The organism is Streptomyces sp. NPDC101234 (genome assembly GCF_044767525.1).
GTDB lineage: Bacteria > Actinomycetota > Actinomycetes > Streptomycetales > Streptomycetaceae > Streptomyces > Streptomyces sasae.
The window spans coordinates 97,276-118,075 of sequence record NZ_JBIWOA010000003.1; the positions used below are offsets into that span (position 1 = coordinate 97,276).

Annotated in this window: 18 protein-coding genes and 2 pseudogenes; 7 read left to right on the forward strand and 13 right to left on the reverse strand. The window is 71.2% G+C overall.

Annotated features, from left to right (window positions below; genetic code table 11):
* Positions 1–36 precede the first annotated feature (36 nt).
* Positions 37–1,128 carry a VOC family protein gene (locus ACIRR9_RS06910; protein WP_403748381.1) on the reverse strand — a complete coding sequence of 364 codons (1,092 nt, stop codon included), beginning with the start codon at positions 1,126–1,128 and terminating at the stop codon, positions 37–39.
* An 86-nt stretch (positions 1,129–1,214) separates the two neighbouring features.
* Between ACIRR9_RS06910 and ACIRR9_RS06915 the strand changes: the two genes are divergently transcribed.
* Both ACIRR9_RS06915 and ACIRR9_RS06920 read left to right on the forward strand, forming a co-directional pair.
* The gene (locus tag ACIRR9_RS06915) at positions 1,215–1,634 is read left to right on the forward strand and encodes a hypothetical protein (protein WP_403748383.1); all 420 of its coding nucleotides are present in this window, start codon (positions 1,215–1,217) and stop codon (positions 1,632–1,634) included.
* A gap of 111 nt (positions 1,635–1,745) precedes the next feature.
* Entirely contained in the window at positions 1,746–2,369 is a 624-nt protein-coding gene (locus tag ACIRR9_RS06920; protein ID WP_403748385.1) for a TetR/AcrR family transcriptional regulator, read from the forward strand.
* 9 nt (positions 2,370–2,378) lie between these two features.
* Here ACIRR9_RS06920 and ACIRR9_RS06925 read toward each other — a convergent pair whose 3' ends face one another.
* The 7 genes and pseudogenes from ACIRR9_RS06925 to ACIRR9_RS06955 all read right to left on the reverse strand — a co-directional run bounded on the left by ACIRR9_RS06925 (position 2,379) and on the right by ACIRR9_RS06955 (position 8,731).
* Positions 2,379–2,729, reverse strand: coding sequence for an ArsR/SmtB family transcription factor (locus ACIRR9_RS06925; RefSeq protein ID WP_403748386.1), 351 nt, complete (start codon positions 2,727–2,729; stop codon positions 2,379–2,381).
* Positions 2,730–2,835: 106 nt separating this feature from the next.
* On the reverse strand, positions 2,836–3,171 hold the full coding sequence (locus ACIRR9_RS06930; RefSeq protein WP_403748388.1) for a 4-oxalocrotonate tautomerase family protein: 336 nt from the start codon (positions 3,169–3,171) through the stop codon (positions 2,836–2,838).
* A 148-nt stretch (positions 3,172–3,319) separates the two neighbouring features.
* The gene (gene lpdA / locus ACIRR9_RS06935; RefSeq protein WP_403748390.1) at positions 3,320–4,717 is read right to left on the reverse strand and encodes a dihydrolipoyl dehydrogenase; all 1,398 of its coding nucleotides are present in this window, start codon (positions 4,715–4,717) and stop codon (positions 3,320–3,322) included.
* A 53-nt stretch (positions 4,718–4,770) separates the two neighbouring features.
* The gene (locus ACIRR9_RS06940) at positions 4,771–4,947 is read right to left on the reverse strand and encodes a hypothetical protein (RefSeq protein ID WP_403748392.1); all 177 of its coding nucleotides are present in this window, start codon (positions 4,945–4,947) and stop codon (positions 4,771–4,773) included.
* Between the two features lie 89 nt (positions 4,948–5,036).
* Positions 5,037–5,198, reverse strand: a pseudogene (locus tag ACIRR9_RS06945) (SDR family NAD(P)-dependent oxidoreductase); the annotation flags it as partial.
* Positions 5,199–5,414: 216 nt separating this feature from the next.
* The gene (locus ACIRR9_RS06950; protein ID WP_403748394.1) at positions 5,415–6,902 is read right to left on the reverse strand and encodes a dihydrolipoyl dehydrogenase family protein; all 1,488 of its coding nucleotides are present in this window, start codon (positions 6,900–6,902) and stop codon (positions 5,415–5,417) included.
* 56 nt (positions 6,903–6,958) lie between these two features.
* Positions 6,959–8,731, reverse strand: a complete 1,773-nt coding sequence (locus tag ACIRR9_RS06955; RefSeq protein ID WP_403748396.1) for an MOSC domain-containing protein — start codon at positions 8,729–8,731, stop codon at positions 6,959–6,961.
* Positions 8,732–8,783: 52 nt separating this feature from the next.
* Here ACIRR9_RS06955 and ACIRR9_RS06960 point away from each other — a divergent pair, with 52 nt between their 5' ends.
* On the forward strand, positions 8,784–8,945 hold the full coding sequence (locus ACIRR9_RS06960) for a hypothetical protein (protein WP_403748399.1): 162 nt from the start codon (positions 8,784–8,786) through the stop codon (positions 8,943–8,945).
* A gap of 15 nt (positions 8,946–8,960) precedes the next feature.
* Here the strand turns inward: ACIRR9_RS06960 and ACIRR9_RS06965 are convergent, their stop codons facing one another.
* Positions 8,961–9,629: an alpha/beta fold hydrolase gene (locus tag ACIRR9_RS06965; protein ID WP_403748401.1), complete on the reverse strand. Its 669-nt coding sequence runs from the start codon at positions 9,627–9,629 to the stop codon at positions 8,961–8,963.
* Positions 9,630–9,898: 269 nt separating this feature from the next.
* Here ACIRR9_RS06965 and ACIRR9_RS06970 point away from each other — a divergent pair.
* The 4 genes and pseudogenes from ACIRR9_RS06970 to ACIRR9_RS06985 all read left to right on the forward strand — a co-directional run bounded on the left by ACIRR9_RS06970 (position 9,899) and on the right by ACIRR9_RS06985 (position 13,513).
* Positions 9,899–10,692 (forward strand): annotated as a pseudogene (locus tag ACIRR9_RS06970) (alpha/beta hydrolase fold domain-containing protein).
* A 51-nt stretch (positions 10,693–10,743) separates the two neighbouring features.
* Positions 10,744–11,142 (forward strand): nuclear transport factor 2 family protein, encoded by a 399-nt coding sequence (locus tag ACIRR9_RS06975; protein ID WP_403748403.1) that lies wholly within the window; start codon positions 10,744–10,746, stop codon positions 11,140–11,142.
* A 336-nt stretch (positions 11,143–11,478) separates the two neighbouring features.
* On the forward strand, positions 11,479–12,456 hold the full coding sequence (locus ACIRR9_RS06980; RefSeq protein ID WP_403749005.1) for an alpha/beta hydrolase: 978 nt from the start codon (positions 11,479–11,481) through the stop codon (positions 12,454–12,456).
* Between the two features lie 286 nt (positions 12,457–12,742).
* Entirely contained in the window at positions 12,743–13,513 is a 771-nt protein-coding gene (locus ACIRR9_RS06985) for a polysaccharide deacetylase family protein (protein ID WP_403748406.1), read from the forward strand.
* A gap of 150 nt (positions 13,514–13,663) precedes the next feature.
* On the opposite strand, the gene ACIRR9_RS06990 is transcribed toward ACIRR9_RS06985, so the two are convergent.
* The 4 genes from ACIRR9_RS06990 to ACIRR9_RS07005 all read right to left on the reverse strand — a co-directional run bounded on the left by ACIRR9_RS06990 (position 13,664) and on the right by ACIRR9_RS07005 (position 20,757).
* A complete protein-coding gene (locus ACIRR9_RS06990; RefSeq protein WP_403748409.1) occupies positions 13,664–14,110 on the reverse strand; it encodes a GNAT family N-acetyltransferase in 447 nt (148 codons plus the stop codon).
* A complete protein-coding gene (locus ACIRR9_RS06995; RefSeq protein WP_403748412.1) occupies positions 14,107–15,060 on the reverse strand; it encodes an alpha/beta fold hydrolase in 954 nt (317 codons plus the stop codon). Before ACIRR9_RS06995 ends, ACIRR9_RS06990 begins: the two co-directional genes overlap by 4 nt.
* 112 nt (positions 15,061–15,172) lie before the next feature.
* On the reverse strand, positions 15,173–17,956 hold the full coding sequence (locus ACIRR9_RS07000; protein ID WP_403748415.1) for an ATP-binding protein: 2,784 nt from the start codon (positions 17,954–17,956) through the stop codon (positions 15,173–15,175).
* Positions 17,957–18,042: 86 nt separating this feature from the next.
* The gene (locus tag ACIRR9_RS07005) at positions 18,043–20,757 is read right to left on the reverse strand and encodes an ATP-binding protein (protein ID WP_403748418.1); all 2,715 of its coding nucleotides are present in this window, start codon (positions 20,755–20,757) and stop codon (positions 18,043–18,045) included.
* Positions 20,758–20,800 lie beyond the last annotated feature (43 nt).

A 20,800-nucleotide genomic window follows, 5' to 3' on the forward strand; every position in this document is an offset into this window, starting at 1 on the left:
CCCACCACCGGTCGGCGGTGCGGAGGACGGAGACGGTCATGAGGTTGCCACTTTCAGCAGGCCGCGCAGGCGTTCGAGGTCGAATTCGTTGTCGTGGGCGCGGAGGGCGGTGATGATCGAGCGGAGTTCGGCGAGCGACTCGCGGCCGGGGGCGATGCCCAGGAAGTCCTTGATGGCCGGCGGCCCGCACTGGGCCAGGCCGGAGGCGGTCATGGGCGCCCAGCCGGGCTCCGGCGTGGCGTCGAACATGTCGCTGTCGGTGAGGTGCTCGACGAGGACGCCGTCGGGGTCGCGCCAGTAGTCGAAGATCTGGCTGCCCTGGATGTGCCGGCCAATGCCCCAGGAGCGGTGGTAGCCCCGGTCGAGCAGGTGCTGTCCGCCGGCGGCGAGCGCGTCGAGGTCGGTCACCTCGTACGCCGAGTGCACATAGCGGTCGGAGGGGCCCAGGGTGAGGGCCAGGGTGTGGTGGTCGGTCGGGGTCGGGCCGCGGTCGCAGCGGATGAAGCTCATGGTGGGGCCGCGTCCGCGCTGTCCCTCGTAGAAGAGGAAGTCGCTGACGATCAGGCCGAGATGCTCCAGGTACCAGTCGAGTGTGCGCAGGTAGCTGGTCGTCTGGAGGACGACATGGCCCAGGCGCCGGACGCCGGCCGGTTCCCGGGGCGGGCGCTGGGTGCCGTTGATGCGGTCCGGGTCCCCGCCGAGGTTGAGCCGGTGTGGCTGCTGCGGCAGCAGGGCGGGCAGTTCGTCGGGGTCGGCGACGACGCGGACGCGCAGTCCGCCGGGGTCGGCCAGGCCGACCGTCGTGCCGCCCAGGGATGGCGGCAGCGGCCGCACCCGGGCGCCCGTGGCGTCGGCCAGGCGCAGCAGGTCCCGGGGGGCGGCGGCGCGGAAGGCCGGGCCGAGGAACCGGGAGCGCCGGCCCTTGCGGACGATCACACAGGGGGCGCCCGCCTGTGTCCCGCGCAGATGCAGCTCACGGGTGTCCTTGTACGACGTGCCGAAGCCGAACGCCCGGGCGAAGGCCTCGGCCCGGCCCAGGTCCGGCTTGGCGAACTCCAGCCATGCGATGTCATGGACCTTGATCAGCGGATTCCCCGCACAACGACCTGCACTCGGATCAGGGCGCACGCCCGGGAGCGCATCCGGGGCGGGCCAGCGAGGAGGACCTCTTCCGGATCGCGGTCGAGGAGGCGCTGGAGTGGTGGGGCTCGGTGATGGACCGGCTCGCGGCGGACGTCGAGGATCCCGCGGTCGCCTATGCGCAGAGCTTCCGCATGGCAGGCCGACTGCACCGGCGGCACCCGGAGCTGAGCCGGATCCTGCTGCACCACGGGCTCGAACTCGTGCAGTCGGAGCGGGGGTTGGCACCCCGTGCGGCCCATGACATTCGCGCCGCGATGGTCACGGGCCGCTTCCAGGTGGAGGACCTGGACCTCGCGCTGGCGGTGACGGCCGGTGCCGTGCCGGCCCTCGGCGCGCTGCTGCACGCCCAGCCCGACCGGGACGACGCGACCTCCGCCGACCTGGTGGTGCGCGGTCTAATGCGGCAGTTCGGCATCCCCGCGGACGAGGCGGCCCGGATCTGCTCGCTCGAACTGCCGGATCTCGACGTCGTCGACACGATCATCGGATGAGCGCCGCTCACTCTTCCCCGCCGGTGCTGCTGTAGGGGCTGCTCCAATTAGAGTGGATGCTTCAGCTACGGCCCGCCCCGGCGGCCGCCATGATCTCCGGAGGGCGCAGAGATGACCGTGCCGCAGACGACGCGCAGGAAGCGTGCGAACGGGGTGGAGTCGCGCCAGCGCATCCTCGACGCCACCGTCGAGATCGCCGGCGAGCGCGGCTACGACGGCACCTCGATCGCGGCCGTCAGCGCCAAGTGCGGGCTGCCCGCCAGCTCGATCTACTGGCACTTCAAGGACAAGGACGACCTGATCGCCGCCGTCATCGAGCGCAGCTTCGAGACCTGGCTGACGGCCGTCGAACTGCCCGGGGACGACGTGGGCACCCCGTTGGAACGGGTCACCCTGATGGCCGCGAACGTGGCCAGGTCGCTGGTCGCCGCGCCGGACTTCCTGCGCCTCGGCCTGATGCTGGCGCTGGAACGCCGCCCCACCGAGCCCCGCGGCCGTACCGTCTTCCTCCAGGTCCGCGCGCTCTCCGAGCGGCGGATCGCCGAGGTGATCGCCTCCCTCTTCCCGACCCTGGGCGAGGCCGACGTGGACACCCTGACCACCTACGCCGTGGCCGGCGCCGACGGCCTGTTCGTGCACCGGGAGGTCAACGGCGACTCCGTCGACCTGGTCTCCCTGTTCGAGCTGCACGCCCGGCTCATCTACGACGCCGCCGCCAGGATGGCGGCTTCCTGACCTACGGCCTCAGACCGCACCGGCCTCGCTCTCCCGGGCCGCGGCGGCCAGCACGGTCGACAGCAGACCGGGAAAGCGCTGTTCCATCTCGTCGGTGCGCAGCGTGTTCATCTTCGCCGTGCCGACGTAGTACTGCCGGATCACACCGGCCTCGCGGAGCACGGTGAAGTGGTGCGTCAGCGTGGAGAGCGACACCGGCGCGTCGAACGTCCCGCAGCTCAGATCCTCGCCCGCACCGGCCAGCTGCGACACGACCAGCCGGCGTACCGGGTCCACCAGCGCCTCCAGCACCTGCTGGAGCGAGACCTCGGACAGGTCGGGGTGCTCCACCGTGCGTGCGGTGGTGCGGGGGCGGGCCACGGTCACTCCTCGGGGCGGCTTCGGAACGGACATGTCATAGTACGACCGCCATCGAAAACGCGACCGGCCCGAAGGCCGGCGCCCCGCCGGGACCGTCCGCGCGCGCTCAGCCGGCCGCGGGCCGCCTGTCCGGCAGGGGGTCAAGCAGGCGGTGGGGCTTCTGCAGGCTCACGGCGACCGGATCCGTGCGCGCCCCCTCCCCCGGTGTGCCCAGCGGGACCAGCATGACGTCCTGGGGTTCCGGAACCACTCGTCGTTGGTGTAGGCGTGGCCGCCTATGCCCCAGCCGCCGGGAACCGCCTCGGTCAGGGGCGACCCAGGTGCGCTCGGCGAGGGAGGGGTCCCCCGCGGCCGAGGCGACCAGTTCGGAGAGCTCCTTGACCAGGCCGAGCTGCTGCTCGCGGTCGAGTGCGCCGGCGTTGGTGGTGACGTTGACGCGCACGTGGTCGGTGCCGCCGCCCGCGGTGGAGAAGCCGTCCGCGTCCAGCTCGTGGACGAACGCGGCCGTGTTGTCCGACGGGATCTCGATGGATCCCGTGACGCGCGTAGTCCGTTCGCGCGGGTGCGTAGAAGCGGCCCGTGCGGTGCCGTCAGAGGTTGATCATGTGTCCGGCGAGGCCGTGCAGGGCGTCCTGGACCGCCTCGCTCAGGGTCGGATGGGCGTGGACGTTCCTCGCGAGTTCGTTGACCGTGAGGTCCCACTTCTGGGCCAGCGTCAGCTCGGGCAACAGCTCGGTCACGTCCGGGCCGATCATGTGGGCGCCGAGCAGTTCGCCGTACCGGGTGTCACTGACCAGTTTCACGAAGCCGACCGTGTCGCCGAAGCCGTGCGCCTTGGCGTTGGCCGTGAAGGGGAACTTCGCCACGCGCACATCGAAGCCCCCGGCGCGGGCCTCGGCCTCGGTCCAGCCGAAGCTGGCGATCTGGGGCTGGCAGAACGTCGCGCGCGGGATCATGCGGTAGTCCAGCTCCATGGTCTCCGCGCCGGCGATGCTCTCGGCGGCGACGATGCCCATCGCCTCCGCGGTGTGCGCCAGCATCAGCTTCGCCGTGACGTCACCGATGGCGTAGATGTGCGGCTGACTGGTGCGGCAGTACCCGTCGATGTCGATGGCACCGCGCGCGGTGAGCCGTACCCCGGTGCTGCTCAGGCCGTAGCCGGCGGTGCGCGGCTGGAAGCCGGTGGCCTGGAGCACCTTCTCCGCTTCGAGGACCTGCTCCGTGTCGCCCTTGCGGACGGTCACCCAGACCCGGTCCTCCATCTCCTCGATGGACTGCACGGCCGTCGAGGCAAGGACCTTGATGCCCTGCCGTTTGAAGCGCCGGGTGAGCTCGGCCGAGACCTCCTCGTCCTCCAGCGGTGCGATCCGGTCGAGGAACTCGACCAGCGTGACGTCGACGCCGTACGACCGCAGCAGATACGCGAACTCGACACCGATGGCCCCGGCGCCCGCGATGACCAGGCTCGACGGAAGGCTGTCGGAGAGGATCTGCTCCTCGTAGGTGACGACGCGCCGGCCCAGCGTCGTGCCGGGCAGCAGTTTCACGGTCGAGCCGGTCGCGATGACGCAGGAGCGGAAGGAGAGTGTCGTCTCGCCGTCCTGCATCCGCACCTGCAGGGTGTGCGGGTCGAGGAAGGTGCCCTGCCCGTCGAACTGCTCGATCTTGTTCTTGCGCATGAGGTAGCCGACGCCCTTCACTCGTCCGTCGGCCACCACGCGGCTGCGTTCGTAGGCGGCGCGGTAGTCCAGGCTCACCTCCCCGCCGATCTTCACTCCGAACTTCTCCGCGTCGTGCTGGATCAGCTGGGCGACCTCGGCGTTGCGCAGCAGCGCCTTCGCGGGGATACAGCCGATGTTCAGGCAGACGCCGCCCCAGAAGCGCCCCTCCACGACGGCGGTGCGCAGGCCCAGTTGGGCGGCGCGGATCGCGGCCACATAGCCGCCCGGCCCGGCTCCCAGGACGACGACGTCGAAGTCGGTCTGCATGGCTCCACCTCACCGTTGTGTCGAGTCGCTCTCCAGCGTCCACCGTCGCACGGTCAGACGCTCGGGTGGAGGAGATCCAGCGGACCGGACAGCGCGGCGCGCACCCGGCGGGCCGCGTCGTCGACGAGTACCTCGGGCTCACCGCTCTCGATCGCGTCCATGGTCTGCGCGGCCACCTCGGCCGCCTCGGTCTTCGGCGCGTCGACCCCCACGGTGGCATCGGTCTCCACACAGCCGACGTGCACGCCGACGACCAACGTCCCCTGCTCCCGCAGGCGACCCGCAGCGCGTTGGTCAGCGACCACTGCGCCGACTTCGACGCCGCGTAGCTGGGCCACCTGCTGTTGGCCCGCCACGAGGCCACGGACAGCATGTTCACCAGGGCTCCGCCACCGTGGGCGGCGAGCACCGGCGCGAAGGCCCGCGAGACGGCCCAGGTGCCCAGGTAGTTCACCTCCAGCTCGCGCCGCGCGCCGTCCATGGAGCCCTCCAGCAGGCTCGGCCCGGCCTGTGCGCCAGCACTTCATCACCGTCGACGACCTCTACGCGGCTGTCACCCGTTTCCCCGCCGGTCGGCGGGCGTGGGGGCGGGCCGCCAAGACGGCGACGTCACCCTCGGCGAGCCGCTGGTGGTGGTTGGGGGGCGGCCTCGCATCCGCCGAGGATCTTCTGAGGTTCCGTCGACGGGGAAGCAGTCCTATGGGCTGTGGCGCCGGTGCGAGCCGGCTGTGCGGCGCTGCCCGCGCAACGTCTCCAGGAGGCGGAGCCAGATCTCACTCGCGGTGGGGTAGCTCGGCACGACGTGCCAGAGGGTAGGCACGGGGATGCGGGCCACGATGGCCGTGGTTGCCGAATGCACGAGTTCGGCAATGCCCGCGCCGACGAACGTAGCCCCCACCACGACGTCTTCACTGCGGTCGACGACGAGCTTGGCCCGTCCGCGGTAGTCCGAGCGCATGACGTACGTGCCCGCCAGCGCGGCGAGGTCGTACTCGACGGTCTCCACGTCAAGGCCCGCCTCGCGCGCCTGCTGCTCGGTGGCACCGGCGCTGCCGACCTCCGGCGTGGTGAAGACGACCTGCGGTGCCCCGACGTGTCCGGCCGCGGCGGACGGCAGGTCGCCGCGGCCAACGGCGCGGGCCGCGATGGTGTCCCCGGCGATCCGCGCCTGGTACTTGCCCATGTGCGTGAGGAGCATGCGACCGCACACATCCCCGATGGCATAGAGCCAGCTGCCGTCCGCCGCTCGTACGCACTGCTGGTCGTCGACGTCGAGGAAGCCGCCCGGGAGCAGCCCGACGGTTTCCAGGCCGATGTCGTCGGTGTTCGGGGTGCGCCCGGCGGCGACGACGAGCTCGTCCACCACGATGACCGTCGCGTCGTCCAGCGCCACGCTCAGCTCACCGCCGTGCACTCGCCCCTCGCCCGTGTCACGGGTGTCCGACCGCTTCACCTGGGACAGGCTCTGCCCGGGGCACAGGCGGACCCCCGAGCCCCGCAGTTCCTCGGCCACGAGCGCCCCCGCGAACGGCTCGCTGCGGGCCAGCAGCCGCTCGCCGCGATGGACGACCGTGACCTCGGCCCCCAGGCCGTGCAGCCAGGTGGCTGCCTCGCAGGCCACCACACCACCACCGAGGATGACCACCCGGCGCGGTACCTCACTCATCGTGGTCACATCGCGAGAGGTCCACGGAAGCGCGGCGCGCAGCCCCGGCACATCCGGTACGGCCGGGCAGGAACCAGTGTCGAGGACCACCGCGTGCCGGGCGGTCAGCGTCCTGGTCGAACCGTCGGGCCGGCTCACCGCGACCACGCGCTCACCGGCCAGTCGTCCATAGCCGCGCACCACGTCGATGCCGGTGTTCAGGGCCCATGTCACCTGGGACGTGTCGTCCAGTCCGTTGATCACGCGGTCTCGCCGGGCGAACACCCCGGCCGGATCCAGCCGTGCCGACACGCCGGACAGATGGGCAGCGGCGTCGACCACCTCGACCGGCCGGAGCAGGGCCTTGCTGGGCATGCACGCCCAGTACGAGCACTCGCCGCCGACCAGGCGGTCCTCCACGAGCACCGAGGACAGCCCGGAGAACTGGCTCGCGTACTGTGCGGCGTTCTCGCCCGCCGCGGCACCGCCGAGGACGATCACGTCCCACTCCGACCGATCCGGATCCACCGCTGCTGTCATGGGAACCCTCCGTTCGTCCTCCGGCCGAGAAGGCCCGCCCGCCGGGCGGGCAGGTGTCAGAGATCCAGGACGACGTCCCGAGCGGGTCTGCTGCAGCAGATGAGGATGTTGCCCTCGCCCGGCGGCTCGACCGGGTCCGGGGAGTAGTCCACGGCCCCGGACATCATGGCAAGCTCACAGGTGTGGCACACGCCGGTACGGCACGACCACTGGACCGGGACATCGCATGCTTCCGCGAGTTCCAGCAGGGAGTTCTGGTCGTCGTGCCACGCGACGGTCAGTCCACTGCGGGCGAAGGAGACGGCGGGACCGGTGCCCGGGGCGCCTTCCGGCCGGTGCGGCGCCCTCACCGCCGGCGTGCCTTTGATCCCCGGAGTGAGGGAGGGGCCGCCGCTGAAGTTCTCGGTGTGCACGCAGGTCGGCCGCAGGCCGGCCTCGACCAGCGCGTCGGTCATGCTGTCCATGAAGGCCGCCGGCCCGCAGACATAGGCGTCGGCATCAGTGGGCAGGCCCAGTCGGAGGATCCGCTCGCTGGAGATGCGGCCTGCTTCCGAGTAGTCCTTGCCGCGCTCGTCGGCGGGGTCGGGCCTGCTGTAGTAGACGACAGACCGTGCGTTGGCCAGGAGTGCCGTCAGGTCACGCACCTCCTGGGCGAAGGGATGCTCACGGCCGTTGCGGGCGGCGTGCAGCCACCACACCTGTCTGCCGGAGGGGGCGTCCGCCAGTGAGTGCAGCATGGCCAGCACGGGAGTCGCCCCGATGCCGGCGGACACCAGCACGACCGGCCTGTCGCCACGGGGCAGGTAGAAGGTGCCGCGCGGCGCGGCGAACTCGAGGCTGTCCCCGGCCCGGACGTGCGCGCGTACGTAGGTGCTCGCCAGGCCGTGCGGTTCCACCTTCACGCTGATCCGGTACGTATCCGTGCCGGGCCGGCCCGACAGCGAGTAGCTGCGGATCAGAGACGTCCCGTCTTCGGCCGCACGCATCTTCACGGTCAGGAACTGTCCCGGCAGCGCGGCGGGCAGGGCGGAGCCGTCAGCCGCGGCCAGACTCAGGGAGATCACGTTCTCGCTCTCAGGGTGGACGTCCGTGACCGTCAGCGGACGAAAGCCGCGCCATGCCGGGGGCGGGACGCCGGCCGCGACGGTGAGGCCGGCGCTGCCGGACGACACGTCCGCGCCCTTGCCGGCCTGTTCCAGCAGGTCGCGCATCGAGCCTTGCCAGCCCTGGCTGAGCGCCGGTATGCGCAGGGCACGCCGCACCTGGTCGGGAGTGTGACCGGAGAGGTAGAGGACGGAGTCGATCTCTTCGACGGTCATGGCCTCCGGGCCGGTGGAGACCTTGACGATCTGCTGCCCGGCCTCCACCTCGCCCTCTTCGATGACACGCAGGTAGAAGCCGGGCCGGTGGTGGGCTACCAGCAGCGCCGCCATGCGCGGTTCCGCCAGGCGCATGCCGACCCGGTAGCAGGTCACCCGCGGCTGCGAGACCTCCAGAAGGGCTCCGCCGACCCGGTACCGGTCGCCGATGCACACTTCGTCGTCGAGGAGCCCGTCGACCGTGAAGTTCTCCCCGAAGCTGCCCGGTGTCAGGTCGTCCCGGCCCAGTTCCTCGGACCAGAAGCGGTAGGAGTCGAGTTGATAGACCAGCACGGCCCGCATTTCCCCGCCGTGTCCGCCCAGGTCGCCCTGACCGTCTCCGTCGATGTTCAGCCGCCTCACCATCCGCGGCCCGGACACGGGCTGCTTGTGCACCCCCGTGTACACGGTCCTGCCGTGCCAGGAGACGTCCTTCGGCATCCCCACGTTGACCGAGATCAAGGTGGCCATCACTCGTCGTCCTCCTCGTCCACCCTCAGCCGGTCACACGGCCGAGGAATCCGTGGATGTAACCGCTTACGGCGTCCAGGTGCGTTTCCAGGGCAAAATGACCGGCTGGGAGCAGATGGACTTCAGCATCGGGCAGATCCTGCGAGAAGGCCGGGCACCGTCCGGCCCGAAGATCTCGTCGCGCTCACCCCGGACGGTCAGCAGCGGCACCTGACTGGCGCGAAAGTGCTCATGGAGCTGCGGGTAACCCTGGATGTTCGTCGGGTAGTCCCGGAAGAGCGCCGGCTGCACCTGGTCGTTGCCCGGCCTGTTCAGCAGGGTCTGGTCGTGCAGCCAGTTGTCCGGGCTGACCAGGCTCGGGTCCTCGGCCCAGTTCTCGTACCGCCAGCACGTGGTCTCGGCGCTGAACTTCGCCCGCGCGCCGGGCTCGGTGTCGGGACCGGGTGATGTCTCGTACGAGAACAGATCGCCCCAGAGGGGTTCGGCGAAGCCCTCCTCCATGTAGGCGTTGCCGCCCGCCCTGGGAGATGATGACGGTCACCTCGAACGCGGGATTCAGGGCAGGGCGCCAGCGGATGGGCGCGCCGTAGTCATGTACATAGACCGAGAAACGGCGGATCCCTAGTTTCTCCAACAATCCCGCAGTGATGGCGGCCAGATGATCAAATGTGTAGGTGAACTCATCGGCCTGAGGCATGGACGACTGCCCGTATCCGACATGATCGGCGGCAATCACGTGATAACGGTCGGCGAGGCCGGGAATGAGGTGTCGAAACATGTGCGAACTGCTGGGGAATCCACGCAAAAGCAGAACTGTCGGGGCTTCCTCGGGGCCTGCCTCACGATAGAACACCTGCTGGGCGTCGACGGTCGCGGTCCGGTGATGCGTAGGGAGCACGATGGCCTCCGGTAGTCACCCCGAGCGACGAAAGACTACTTGGTGGTGCATCTGGATGCGACGCCAGAGAGAAATACTGAATCCTGAATTCAACTTCTCTGCTCCGCCGGCCGAATTGTTCGATTTCACACTAGACCCGGCCGCCGACGGGAGCCACCTCCGCACCTGCGGTCTTCCTGGACGGGGCGCAGCCTGGAATGAATGGGCCGCATGGCCGCCGACGTCGGTATTCGCAGCCCATTGTGATCCGCACGGAGGAAGTGATCGTCATGAGCGCTCCTGTCCTGGAACCGGCAGCTCAAGCGGTGGCGGACGCATCGTCGCAGCCGCCGTTCCTCTACTGACTGGGACCGGAAGGTGCCCGCAGAGTACTGGACGACATCCAGGCAGCACCCGTCGAATTGCCGGACATCGAGGAAAAGTGGATCACCGTTCCGCGGCGGAGGTGGGTGACGTCGGGGTCCGTGTCGTGAAACCCCGCAACGCGGCGGCTCCGCTGCCCGTCACCCTCTATGTACACGGCCTCTATGTACACGGCGGAGGATGGATTCCGGGCAACGCGGGAACGCACGACAGGCTGGTGCGGGAACTGGCCGTAGGCGCGCGGACGGCGGTTGCCTTCATCGAGTACGACCGCTCTCCCGAGGCCCACTACCCGCTGCACCACCCGGTCGCGGATACAGCTCAGGACACCGCGAGCTACCGGCAGTTCGCCGACGGTCCGTTCCTGAGCGCCAAGGCCATGGCCTGGTTCTGGGACGCCTACACGGCCGACCCCGAGCAGCGTGCCGAAGCGACCGCGTTGTCCCTGCGGGCCGCCGAGGAGAAGTTGTCCGGACTGCCGCCGGCTCTGGTCATCGTGGACGAGAACGACGTCCTGCGTGACGAGGGCGAAGCCTATGCGCGTCGCCTGAGCCAGGCCGGTGTGCCCACGACGTGCGTCCGCTGCAACGGCATCATCCACGATTTCATGATGCTCAATCCCGTCCGGCCCACGCAGGCTTCGACGGCCGCGATCGCGCAGGCCATCCACACCCTCCGCAAGGCGCTCGGCACCAACTGAGCTGCCACCCTCGGAAGTTCGACATACCTCGCTCGTGAAAGGTTCTCGATCATGACAACACGTGAGGTGGTGGAGCGGTTCTTCGGGCTCCTGGGCGCCGGGGATCCGGACGCCGTGGTCCCGGTCTTCGCGGACGACATCGACTGGTACGTCCCCGGTTCGCCGTCCCTGCCCTGGACCGGGCATCGTTCCAAGAGTGAGGAGGTGGCCGAATACCTCAGGACCCTCGGCAACAACATCGTCCCGGAGAGGAACGTGGACCAGGTGGACGTGCTGCTGGTCGACGGCGAGCACGCGGTCATGCTGGGGCGGTTCACGCGCGTGGCAAAGAGCACCGGCCGGACCTACGACATGCCTGTCGCCATGCACTTCCGCGTCGAGAGCGACCGGATTGTCCAGTTCCATCTCTATGAGGACACGCTCAAGGTGTTCCAGGCATACACCAACTGACGATCTCACCCGCCGTCTGACCGGCACGGCCGGCACCGCCCAATCCTTGCCGGGCCGGCCCTAGAGACCGCGCCGTTCTCGTCCCCCTCCGTGCGGGAACGGCTCCTGGCTCGCCCAACTGCCGATCACTTCGCAGGGCGGGGGACGTGCAGGCAGCGCTGTGGGCGGCCCAACGCGCGTCTGCGGGACATGCCGGGACGCTCGACCGCTACGTGCGTCGGAATGCCGACCCCGTCCCCGCCTTGTACGAACACCGTCCTCGCCCCCGGCGAGACCGTCCCCCCTGGACCCCATCGTCCTGCCGTTCCGGCTCGGGGCAGGCGATGACCAGTGCGTATTCACCCGCTGGCGCCCCCGCCGCCCACCCCCTACCTGGAGAAGGCGGCCCAGGAACTCGCCGACGGCACCGCGCCCCACCCCCGGATCTACGAGGTACCACCCGCCCAGGGCCGCGACATCCTGGCCGGCCTGCAGACCGGGGAGGGCGTGCCCAGACCCGCGATCGACGAGAGCTGGGCCGACGTCGACGCCGGGGAATGGGGCAATGTCCGCACCCGTATCGTCAAGCCCGCGGGTGCCGCGGGCCTCCTCCCCGTGATCATCTGCATCCACGGGGCCGGCTGGGTCTTCGGCGACGAGCACACCCATGACCGGCTCGTCCGCGAACTCGCCGTCGGCGCGCAGGCGGCGGCCGTCTTCCCGGTCTACGACCTGGCGCCCGAGGCCCAGTACCCGACCCAGATCGAGCAGAACTACGCGGTCGCCCAGTGGGTCGTGGCGCACGGCGCCGAGCACGGTCTCGACCCGTCCCGCGCGGTCGTCTGCGGCGACTCCGTCGGCGGCTGCATGTCGGCCGTGCTGGCCCAGATGGCCAAGGACCGCGGTGGCATCTCCCTCGCCGCGCAGATCCTGCTCTACCCGGTCGCCGACGCGAACTTCGACACACCGTCCTACCTGCAGTTCTCCGAGGGCTACCACCCCACCCGGGACGGCATGCTCTGGTTCTGGGACCAGTACACCGGCGACGACTCCCAGCGCAAGGAACGCTACGCGGCTCCACTGCGTGCCTCCCTCGACGAGCTCGGGGGCCTGCCGCCCGCCGTCGTGATCACCGGCGAGGCGGACGTGCTGCGCGACGAGGGCGAGGCCTACGCGGCCCGCCTCCGGGAAGCCGGTGTCCCCGTCACCGCCGTACGCGTACTGGGCATGGTGCATGACTTCCTGATGCTCGACAGCCTCCGCGACTACCACGCCACCGATATCGCACGCCGTACCGCGATCGGCGCCATCAAGGCTGCTCTGCACGGGAGTTGACACTCGGCTTCACCGACGGTCGGAGGCCTGCGGACCAGGCCTCCGACCGTCACGTGTGACCAGGCGCCGGTGCCGTCGACCGGCCGCTGCGCCCCATGTCGTTCCGTATGGTGCTCCATCGCCGCCAACACCGTTCGCCCCGCCGGGCGTTAGGGAATTCGCGGAGCGCGTGTCGCGGTACTCTCGCGGAATTGTCCGTGATCGGTAACGGATGGATCCGGTGGCCGCCGTATTCCGTCCTGACGAATGCACGGGATCGACGGAACAAGCAGGGATCGGGGCGGGCATGGCGCGGCACGGCGGGCGGGGTTGGTACGGCCAGGTGATCGGGGCGGCGATCGGGGTCACGGCGGTGACCGTGGCCGCCTCGCTGTGGTCCGCGCAGGCCGGACCGGTCAATGGGCAGGCTGGACCGAGGACTTCGGCGCACCGCACGGTCCCGAAGGCGGCCCCCGTGTCGGTGGAGATCGCGCACGCCTCGGACCGGGGTGCCCGCGGGGTGAACATCACCATCGACGACGGGCCGGACCCGGTCTGGACGCCCCAGGTCCTCCAGGTGCTCAAGGAGTACGGCGTGAAGGCCACGTTCTGCATGATCGGCCCGGAGGCGCAGGCGCACCCGGACCTGGTCAAGGCGGTGGTGGCGGCGGGGCACCGGCTCTGCGACCACACGGTGTCGCACGACACCACCATGGACCACAAGTCCGAGGCCTACCAGTCGCAGGAGATCCTCAACGCCGAGAGCATGATCACCAAGGCGTCCGGGGGCGTACGACCGCTCTACTACCGGGCCCCGGGCGGCGCCTTCACGCCGTACAGCAGGAAGCTCGCCGCCTCGCACGGCATGCGGCCGCTCGGCTGGAACGTCGACTCGAAGGACTTCGAACGCCCCGGTACGGCCACCATCGTCGCCACGGTCAAGGGCGAGATTCCGAACGGCCCGACCGTCCTCTTCCACGACGCCGGCGGCGACCGCTCCGAGACCGTGGCCGCGCTGCGCGAGGTGCTGCCGTGGCTGAAGGAACAGGGGTATTCGTTCGGCTTCCCGGTGCGCTGAACGCGGGCCGCGCACCGTGAGCGTGCAGTCCGTCGACGGCGAGCAGACCGGAGCGACCGGCTACGGCGCCACGCTCGCCGTCGCGGCCGCTCACCGCGGAGAACCAGGTCTGGCCGGTGCCGTCGCCTCCGCGCGCTTTTGTTCCTTCCCTCAGGCCGTGGGCCATTTGAGGTAGGCGGCGGTCTCGTGGAATCCCAGGGCGCGGTAGAACACGGCGGCCCGGCGTGTCGGTACGGTCACCTCCACGTCGTTCGCCTCCTTCGCCCGCGCCTGCACCGCCCGGATCAGTGCGGAGCCCGTGCCACGGCCGCGCAACGGGGCGTCCACGGTGAGCTCCAGCAGTTCCAGCACCGTGCCGCCCGCGAAGAGGGTGGGCATACGTACGGCGAGGACGTATCCGGCCACGCGCGCACTCCGCTCGGCGACCAGGAACTCTACGCCGCCCACGGCGGCCGCCTCGATGATCCGGGGGAACGTGGTGCGGTCGAAGACGGCGCGGTCGGGGCGGTGACTCGTCGCGAACCCGGTCAGGAGGCGGTAGATGTCGGCGGAGTCGGCGGGTACGGCAGCGCGGATGATGACACCGGGATCGTTCACCTGGCCGAATCTACCGTAACTGCCTTACCCGGTAAGGGACTTGACTTCGCCCCCTGGTCACGGCCGGCAAAGAAGTCGAGGTAGGCACGGGCGAGTTCCTCGGGCGCCTCCAGCGGGATGTTGTGTCCGGCGTTCTCGATGACGGTGCTGCGTACGTCCCTCGCGACCTGCGCCATCTGGTGACCCGGCTCGGCGGCCAGGTACGCGCGGCCGCCGACCGCCAGCACCGGGCAGGTCAGCCGGTCGGCGAACTGGGGGCGGTTCTGCTCCGCGTCGGTCCCGGTGGCCCGGTAGAGCTCGAAGACGGCGTGGTTGCCACCCGGTTGTTCGAGGCCGCGCGTGTATTCGTCGGCGTCGGCATCGGTGTACGCGCTGGGATCCGCCATGATCCGGCGCATGAAGTACGTCCAGAACGCCCGTTCCCGGCCCGCGATGAGCAGCTCCGGGTAGTGCGGCAGGGCGAACAGCGTGCGGTGCCAGCCGGTTCGGGGGTCCTCGGGTGGCAGCGGAGAGAGGTCCGGAACGTCAAGGCCGGGCAACCTGGTCTCCTGGTACACGAGTTGCACGACCCTCGTCCGGTGGAAGGCCGCTACGGCGTACGCGACGGCGGCGCCCCAGTCCTCGCCCACCACGCGGAACCTCTCGAAGCCCAGCGCTGTCATCACTGCGGCGACATCGCCGGCCAGGGTCCGGGTGTCGTAGCCGGACGGCGGGCGGGCGGACCCTCCGAAGCCGCGGAGGTCGAGCGCGACGACCGTGTGGTGGGGTGTGAGCAGCGGAATGACGTGGCGCCAGAAGAACATCGTCTTCGGGACCCCGTGCAGGAGCACCACCGGTTCGCCCGAGCCGGCCAGCGCGTAATGGAGATCGACGCCGTTCACGGTCTGCCGGCCATGGCGCAGCCGGGCACCCGTGTGGTCGGTCATCGCGTACGCTCCGCCGCCGGTCATCTCAGTCTCCTCCGCACCTGGTGAAGCCCCAGCCCATCACCCGCGGCCGCGGCTCGCACCGGGGTCGGACCCCGGTGCAGCGGCCGGCCCCGCAGGATCCGGCGGTCGACGGTCAGTGCTCAATCGCCGGGCCCGGTTCGCCGATCGCGTGCGGGATCTGCTTCCGGGAGGTGATGCCGAGCTTGCGGAACACCTTGTTCAGATGGAACTCGACGGTCGAGGCGGTGACGAACAACCGGGTCGCGATCTCCCCGTTGGTCAGCCCCGAGGCTGCCATGGAGGCCACCTGCCGTTCCCGTGGTGTGAGATCGAACCGGGTCTCCTCCGTCCGCCTGCGGGCCGTCTCACCGGTGGCCAGCAGCTCGATCCGGGCCCGCTCGGCGTACGGCACCGCGCCGAAGGCGTCGAAGCTCTCGTAGGCCGCGCGCAACTGCTTCCTGGCGTCGGAGCGCCGCTTGCAACGGCGCAGCCACTCGCCGAACAGCAGCCGGGAGCGGGCCTGTTCCAGGGCCAGCGGGCCCTGCCCCAGTAGCTCGACCGACTCCTGGTACGACTTCTCGGCGTCGTCGCCGTCCGCCGTCAGCGCCCGGCCGAGGGCAAGGGCGCCCAGGGCCCAGGGAGTACCGGCGAGCGGGGCGCGTTCCTCCAGCCGGGACAGGGCTTCGCCCACGCCGGCTCGGTCGCCGGTACGCACCCCGGCCTCGATGAGCAGCGGCAGCACGAGGTTGCCGCAGGCCGGGGGGTCTCCCTCGAAAACCGCCCGGGCGTGCTTCCCCGCCTGCCGGTAGCGGCCCTGCCCCAGCTCGAACAGGGTCAGCGCGTGCTGTGCCAGGAGCTGGAGCAGGCCATGGCCGATGCCCCGCATCTCCGCGGTGCGCCGCGCGGTCGCCCGCAGCTCGGCCTCCCGGCCGGTCAGGGCGAACAGGTGGAGCCGGTTGATGTCTCCGCCGCCCGGGAAGCCGGTGTCGGCCGCGATGTCGTCGAACTCGGCGTAGCGGACCTCGGCTTCCTTGAACCGCCCGTCCCAGAGTTCATAGCGCGCCTCGGCGAGCAGCGTAATGCTCAACGCGTACAGCGCACCGGCGTCGCGGTCCGCCGCCGCCAGGCGGCCGGTGAGGTCGCGCGCGGCCTGGACGTCCCACAGGTCGTCGCAGGCCATGGAGAGCATCACCGCGAACGGACTGTTCGCGTCCCCGATCCGGCCGCCGCTCCGCAGCCCGTCCAGGGCCGTGCGCAGTACGGGCGCGCCATGCTCGTAGCCCTCGGCCACGCGACGGGCCAGACCCTCCATCAGCAGGTCGCGGCCGCCCACGGCGGAGTCCGGGGCGTGCCGCGCGGCGACCGCGGCCGTCGCGACCTCGGTCAGCGACGTGCCCCGCACGCCGTCATGGGCGACCAGCGCGGCGTGCAGCGCCTCGCAGAGCAGTTCCCAGGTCAGCCGTGGGTCCTGTGGACCCAGCCTGGTCACGGCGTCCATCAGCATCGCGGGGACGTCGGCGACGACGATCTGGAACATCTGCGCGGTCGCCCGCATCCGCAGCTCGCGCGTGCGCATCACCGGGCCGCGGATGTCGGCGCCGGCCAGGTCCAGCGCGGTCCGTGCCGCCGGCGCGTCGCCCGACATCAGATGGGCCTGCGCCGCGTCGAGCAGCCGCTCGGCCCGTTTGTCCGGGTCGCCGGTGAAATCGGCGGCGCGTGACAGGAACAGGGCCTGCTGCGAGTAGCCGCCGCGGGAGCGGGCTCGCTCGGAGGCGGCCTCCAGGTCGTCGGCGACGCGGTCGTCCAGGCCTTCGGCGGCCTCGGCCCGGTGCCAGGCACGGCGGTCCGTGTCCCGGACGGCGTCGCAGGCGGCGGCCAGGGCCGTGTGCACCCGGCGGCGCTCGCCCGATGCGGCTCCGGCGTAGACCGTCGAGCGGATCAGGGGATGCCGGAAGGTCGTGGGTGTGTCCCGGTCGAGGATGCCCGCGGCGACCGCGGGCTGGACGGCGCGGGCGGACAGGCCCAGCCGCCCGGCGGCCCGCCACATCATCGCCGTGTCGTCCGAGGGGGCCGCCGCGAGCAGCAGCAACAGGGTCGCGGTCTCGGGCGGCAGGGCCCGGACCAGGCGCAGGAAGTGGCCCTCCAGCAGCCGGCTCACCGGCAGCGGATCGGGCAACGGGGCGATACCGGAGAGTTGCTCGGAGGTCAGGGCGTCGGCCAGTTCCAGCAGCGCGAGCGGGTTGCCGCCGGTGCCCGCGACGATCCGGCCGGCCACGTCCTCGTCCACCCGCCGGGGGACGGAGGAGAGCAGGACCTTGGCCTCCGGCTCGGGCAGACCGGTCACGGAGTGCACGTCCAGCGCGTCGAACAGACCGCCGGCACCGAGCCCGTCGCGGACGGCGATGATCAGGCCCAGGGAGTCGGCGTGCAGCCGGCGGGCGGTGAACGCGAGCGCCTCGGCGGACTCCCGGTCCAGCCACTGCGCATCGTCCAGCAGGAACAGCAGGGGCTGGTCGGCGGCGGCCTCGGACAGCAGGGTCAGCGTCGCCAGCCCGACCAGATAACGGTCCGCGGGTGGCGCCGACACCAGGCCCAGTGCCGCGTCCAGCGCGGCCCGTTGCGGCCCGGGCAGCCGGCCCGTCCGGTTCAGGAACGGCCGCAGCAGCCGGTGCAGCGCGCCGTAGCCGAGACCTGTCTCGGACTCGACGGCGGTCAGCCGGACCACGCGGAGTTCCGCGGCCCGGTCCGCGGCGTACTCCAGGAGTCTGGTCTTGCCGATCCCGGGTTCGCCGGTCAGGACCAGTGCTCCGCTGAGTCCGTCGAGCACCGCGTCGAGCAGCCGTGCGACGGCTTCGCGTTCGGCGTGGCGGCCGACCAACGGCGGCCCGGATGCGCGCTCGACGCCGTTCCACACCATGGGACCGCTCCCCCGCTTGTCGATGTCCTGACCTGGGAAACGCTAGGAGCGCCGTACGGACGGAAGCGAGCGTCATGTGACGGTGGTCAGCGCAGTGCGCTGACCGCCGTCCGCAGTTCGGCGCGCGAGACCACACCCAGCTTGGGGAAGATCCGGTGGAGATGGGAGCTGACGGTGCGGTGCGACAGATAGAGCCGCTGGCCTATCTCGCGGTTGGTGAGTCCGTCGGCGGCGAGCGTGACGATCTGCAGCTCGTGGGCGGTCAGCTGGTCCCTGGCGTCCGGGTCCCTGCGGCGGCTGGTCTCGCCGGCGGCGCGCAGCTCCCGGCGGGCCCGCTCCCCCCAGGGGATCGCGCCGAGCGCGTCGAACATGTCGCGGGCGGCACGGAGGTGGTCGCGGGACTCGACACTGCGCCGCCGGCGCCGGAGCCATTCGCCGTAGGCCAGGTGGGTCCGGGCCCTGATCAGCGGCCAGGCGCTGAGATCGGCGCTCAACGCGCCCGTGAAGAGCGGGTCCGCGTCCTCGTCGGCGGCCAGCAGGGCCCGGACCAGCCGCAGATCGGCGTGCAGCACCGGCGCGGAGGTCACCGTGGCGACCTCCTCCAGCTCTGCGACGATCGGGAGTACGGCTGCGGGCCGCCCGCAGCGTGTCGCCGCGTCCACGAGGTCGGCCACGGCCGTCAGCCGCAGGGCGACCTGGAACGCGGGATCCGCCGGATCGTGCAGCCGGCGGAAATGGCCGAAGGCCTCCTCGAACCGCCCCGCGCCGAGCGCGGCCAGTCCACGGGCCATCGACGCGGTGGCCAGCACCGGCCGTGCGCCGGCCGGCAGCCCGATCTCCTCCGCCTCCTCGGCCAGTTCCAGGGCGGAGTCCGCGTCACCGCGCAGCGCGGCCAGCTTGGCCGCGGTGGCCGTCATCAGCGCGTACATCATCGTCTGGCTGGTCTCGCGCGCCAGCCTTCGTGACTCCTCGGTCCCGGCGATCGCGGCGCCGAGGTCGCCGACCACGAGAGCGCTCCACGCGTCCGCGCCGACCGTCCGGGCCAGCAGCCCCAGGCGTCCCTGGGCGCGCAGCGGTGCGCCGCCGACCGTGGAGAACTCCCGAGCGAGGTCGAAGCCGCCGGCGAGGAGGGACGCGGTGCTGAGCATGCGGTAGGCGCGGCCGCCGTCGCCCTCCTGCAGGGCGGCGTGCCGGGCCCGGTCCAGGACGAAGGTGCCGCGGTCGATCGGCGCGGCGTAGGCGCAGATGGCCAGCCGCCACGGGTCGAGTTCGTCCAGTTCCATCCGCTCCACGGCCTGCAGGACCTTGCGGCGCCCCTCGGGGCCGGGGTCGGACCAGAAGCACAACTGCGCGGCGCTCCACAGGATCCGCAGCGCCAGCGCACGGTCCTCCGCGGCCATCTCCTCGGCTAGTGCCGTAAGGGAGTTGGCGCCCGACGAGTGGCTGTGCAGTCCCTCGTCGAAGCTGCCGCGCAGCCAGACGACGGTGGCGTGCTGCCGCCGTGACAGCGGCCCGGTGAGTGCCTGGTCCAGCAGCCGGGTCACGGTTTCGGGCCGGCCGAGTTCGACGGCGAAGTCCGCGGCGCGCAGCAGCCGTTCCGCTCGGCGGTGAACGTCCTCGCTGAGTGCGGCGGCCTGTTCGAGGGCCGTGACGGCCGCCGCGATGCCGCCCCGGTGTGCGGCCCGGTGAGCGGCGTCCTCCAGCGCGGCGGCGACCGGCTCCTGCGGGTCGTCGGCCGCGGCGGCCTGGTGGCGCAGCTGCCGGTCCGGTTGTTCGTCGAGCACGGCGGCGAGTGCGGCATGCGCGGCGTGGCGGACGCCGGCGGGCATGGTCTGGTGGATCGCCGAGCGCATCAGCGGATGCCCGAACCGCAGCTCGGTGCCGACGACTTGGACGAGCCGGGCACGCACGGCCGGGTCGAGTTCCGCGGTTCCGGCCTTCATGCCGGTGAGCTGCCGGGTCGCGCGGTAGATCTCGGGGAGCGACGGGCTGTCGTCGAGGGCCGCGATCCGCAGCAGGCTGCGGGTGATGTCGGGCAGGGTCTCCAGGCGGTCGGTGAAGGCCCGTTCGAGCCGCTCGGTGAGGGGCAGCCGGGAGATGTGCGGATCTGCCGACGCGCCGAGGGTGCGGGAGAGCTCGGTCAGGGCCAAGGGGTTCCCGGCGGCCTCGGTCAGCAGTCGGCGGTGCGCGGTCGGCCGCAGATCGGGGGCGCGGTCCGCCAGGAGTTCCGTGGCCTGGCCGTCGGTGAGCGGGCCGAGGGGCACCGAGGTGAGTTCGTCGGAGTTCAGACGCGACCGGTAGCCGTCGCGTGCGGCTCCGACTATGACCACCGGCTCGGTGCCGACCCTGCGCGCCACGAAGGCCAGGACGCAGGCGGTGGCGTCGTCGAGCCACTGGGCGTCGTCGACCAGGACCAGCACCGGCGCGACCGCGGCCGCGTCGGCCAGGAGGTTGAGAACCGCCAGACCGACCAGGAAGACGTCGGGGACACCGGCCTCGGCATGACCGAGAGCGGTGTCGAGGGCCTGCCGGTGCGGAGCGGCGAGCTCGGCGGCTCCTGCGGCCAGTGGGCGCAGGACGAGCTGCAGACCGGCATAGGGGATGTCGTTCTCGGCCTCGACACCGCTGGTGCGCAGGACCCGGTAGCCGAGCCCCTCGGCGAGGGCGGCGGTCTCGGCGAGCAACGCGGTCTTCCCGATGCCGGGCGCCCCCCGGACCAGCACCGCGCTCCCGTGGCTCCGCGGCTCGGCCAGCAGCCGGCGCAACAGCTCCAGCTGATCGTCCCGACCGATGAGCTCCACGTTCCCCCCATCAGCCGGGTCCCCGGACTCGGCCTGTCTGGAA

Bases quoted from the DNA above. Each gene is read 5' to 3' on its own strand.
- ACIRR9_RS07000 (WP_403748415.1), bottom strand. From the start codon at position 17,956: ATGGTGTGGAACGGCGTCGAGCGCGCATCCGGGCCGCCGTTGGTCGGC.
- ACIRR9_RS06915 (WP_403748383.1), top strand. From the start codon at position 1,215: ATGGACCGGCTCGCGGCGGACGTCGAGGATCCCGCGGTCGCCTATGCG.
- ACIRR9_RS06955 (WP_403748396.1), bottom strand. From the start codon at position 8,731: ATGGCCACCTTGATCTCGGTCAACGTGGGGATGCCGAAGGACGTCTCC.
- ACIRR9_RS06995 (WP_403748412.1), bottom strand. From the start codon at position 15,060: ATGACCGGCGGCGGAGCGTACGCGATGACCGACCACACGGGTGCCCGG.
- ACIRR9_RS06950 (WP_403748394.1), bottom strand. From the start codon at position 6,902: ATGACAGCAGCGGTGGATCCGGATCGGTCGGAGTGGGACGTGATCGTC.
- ACIRR9_RS06920 (WP_403748385.1), top strand. From the start codon at position 1,746: ATGACCGTGCCGCAGACGACGCGCAGGAAGCGTGCGAACGGGGTGGAG.
- ACIRR9_RS06985 (WP_403748406.1), top strand. From the start codon at position 12,743: ATGGCGCGGCACGGCGGGCGGGGTTGGTACGGCCAGGTGATCGGGGCG.
- lpdA (WP_403748390.1), bottom strand. From the start codon at position 4,717: ATGCAGACCGACTTCGACGTCGTCGTCCTGGGAGCCGGGCCGGGCGGC.
- ACIRR9_RS06975 (WP_403748403.1), top strand. From the start codon at position 10,744: ATGACAACACGTGAGGTGGTGGAGCGGTTCTTCGGGCTCCTGGGCGCC.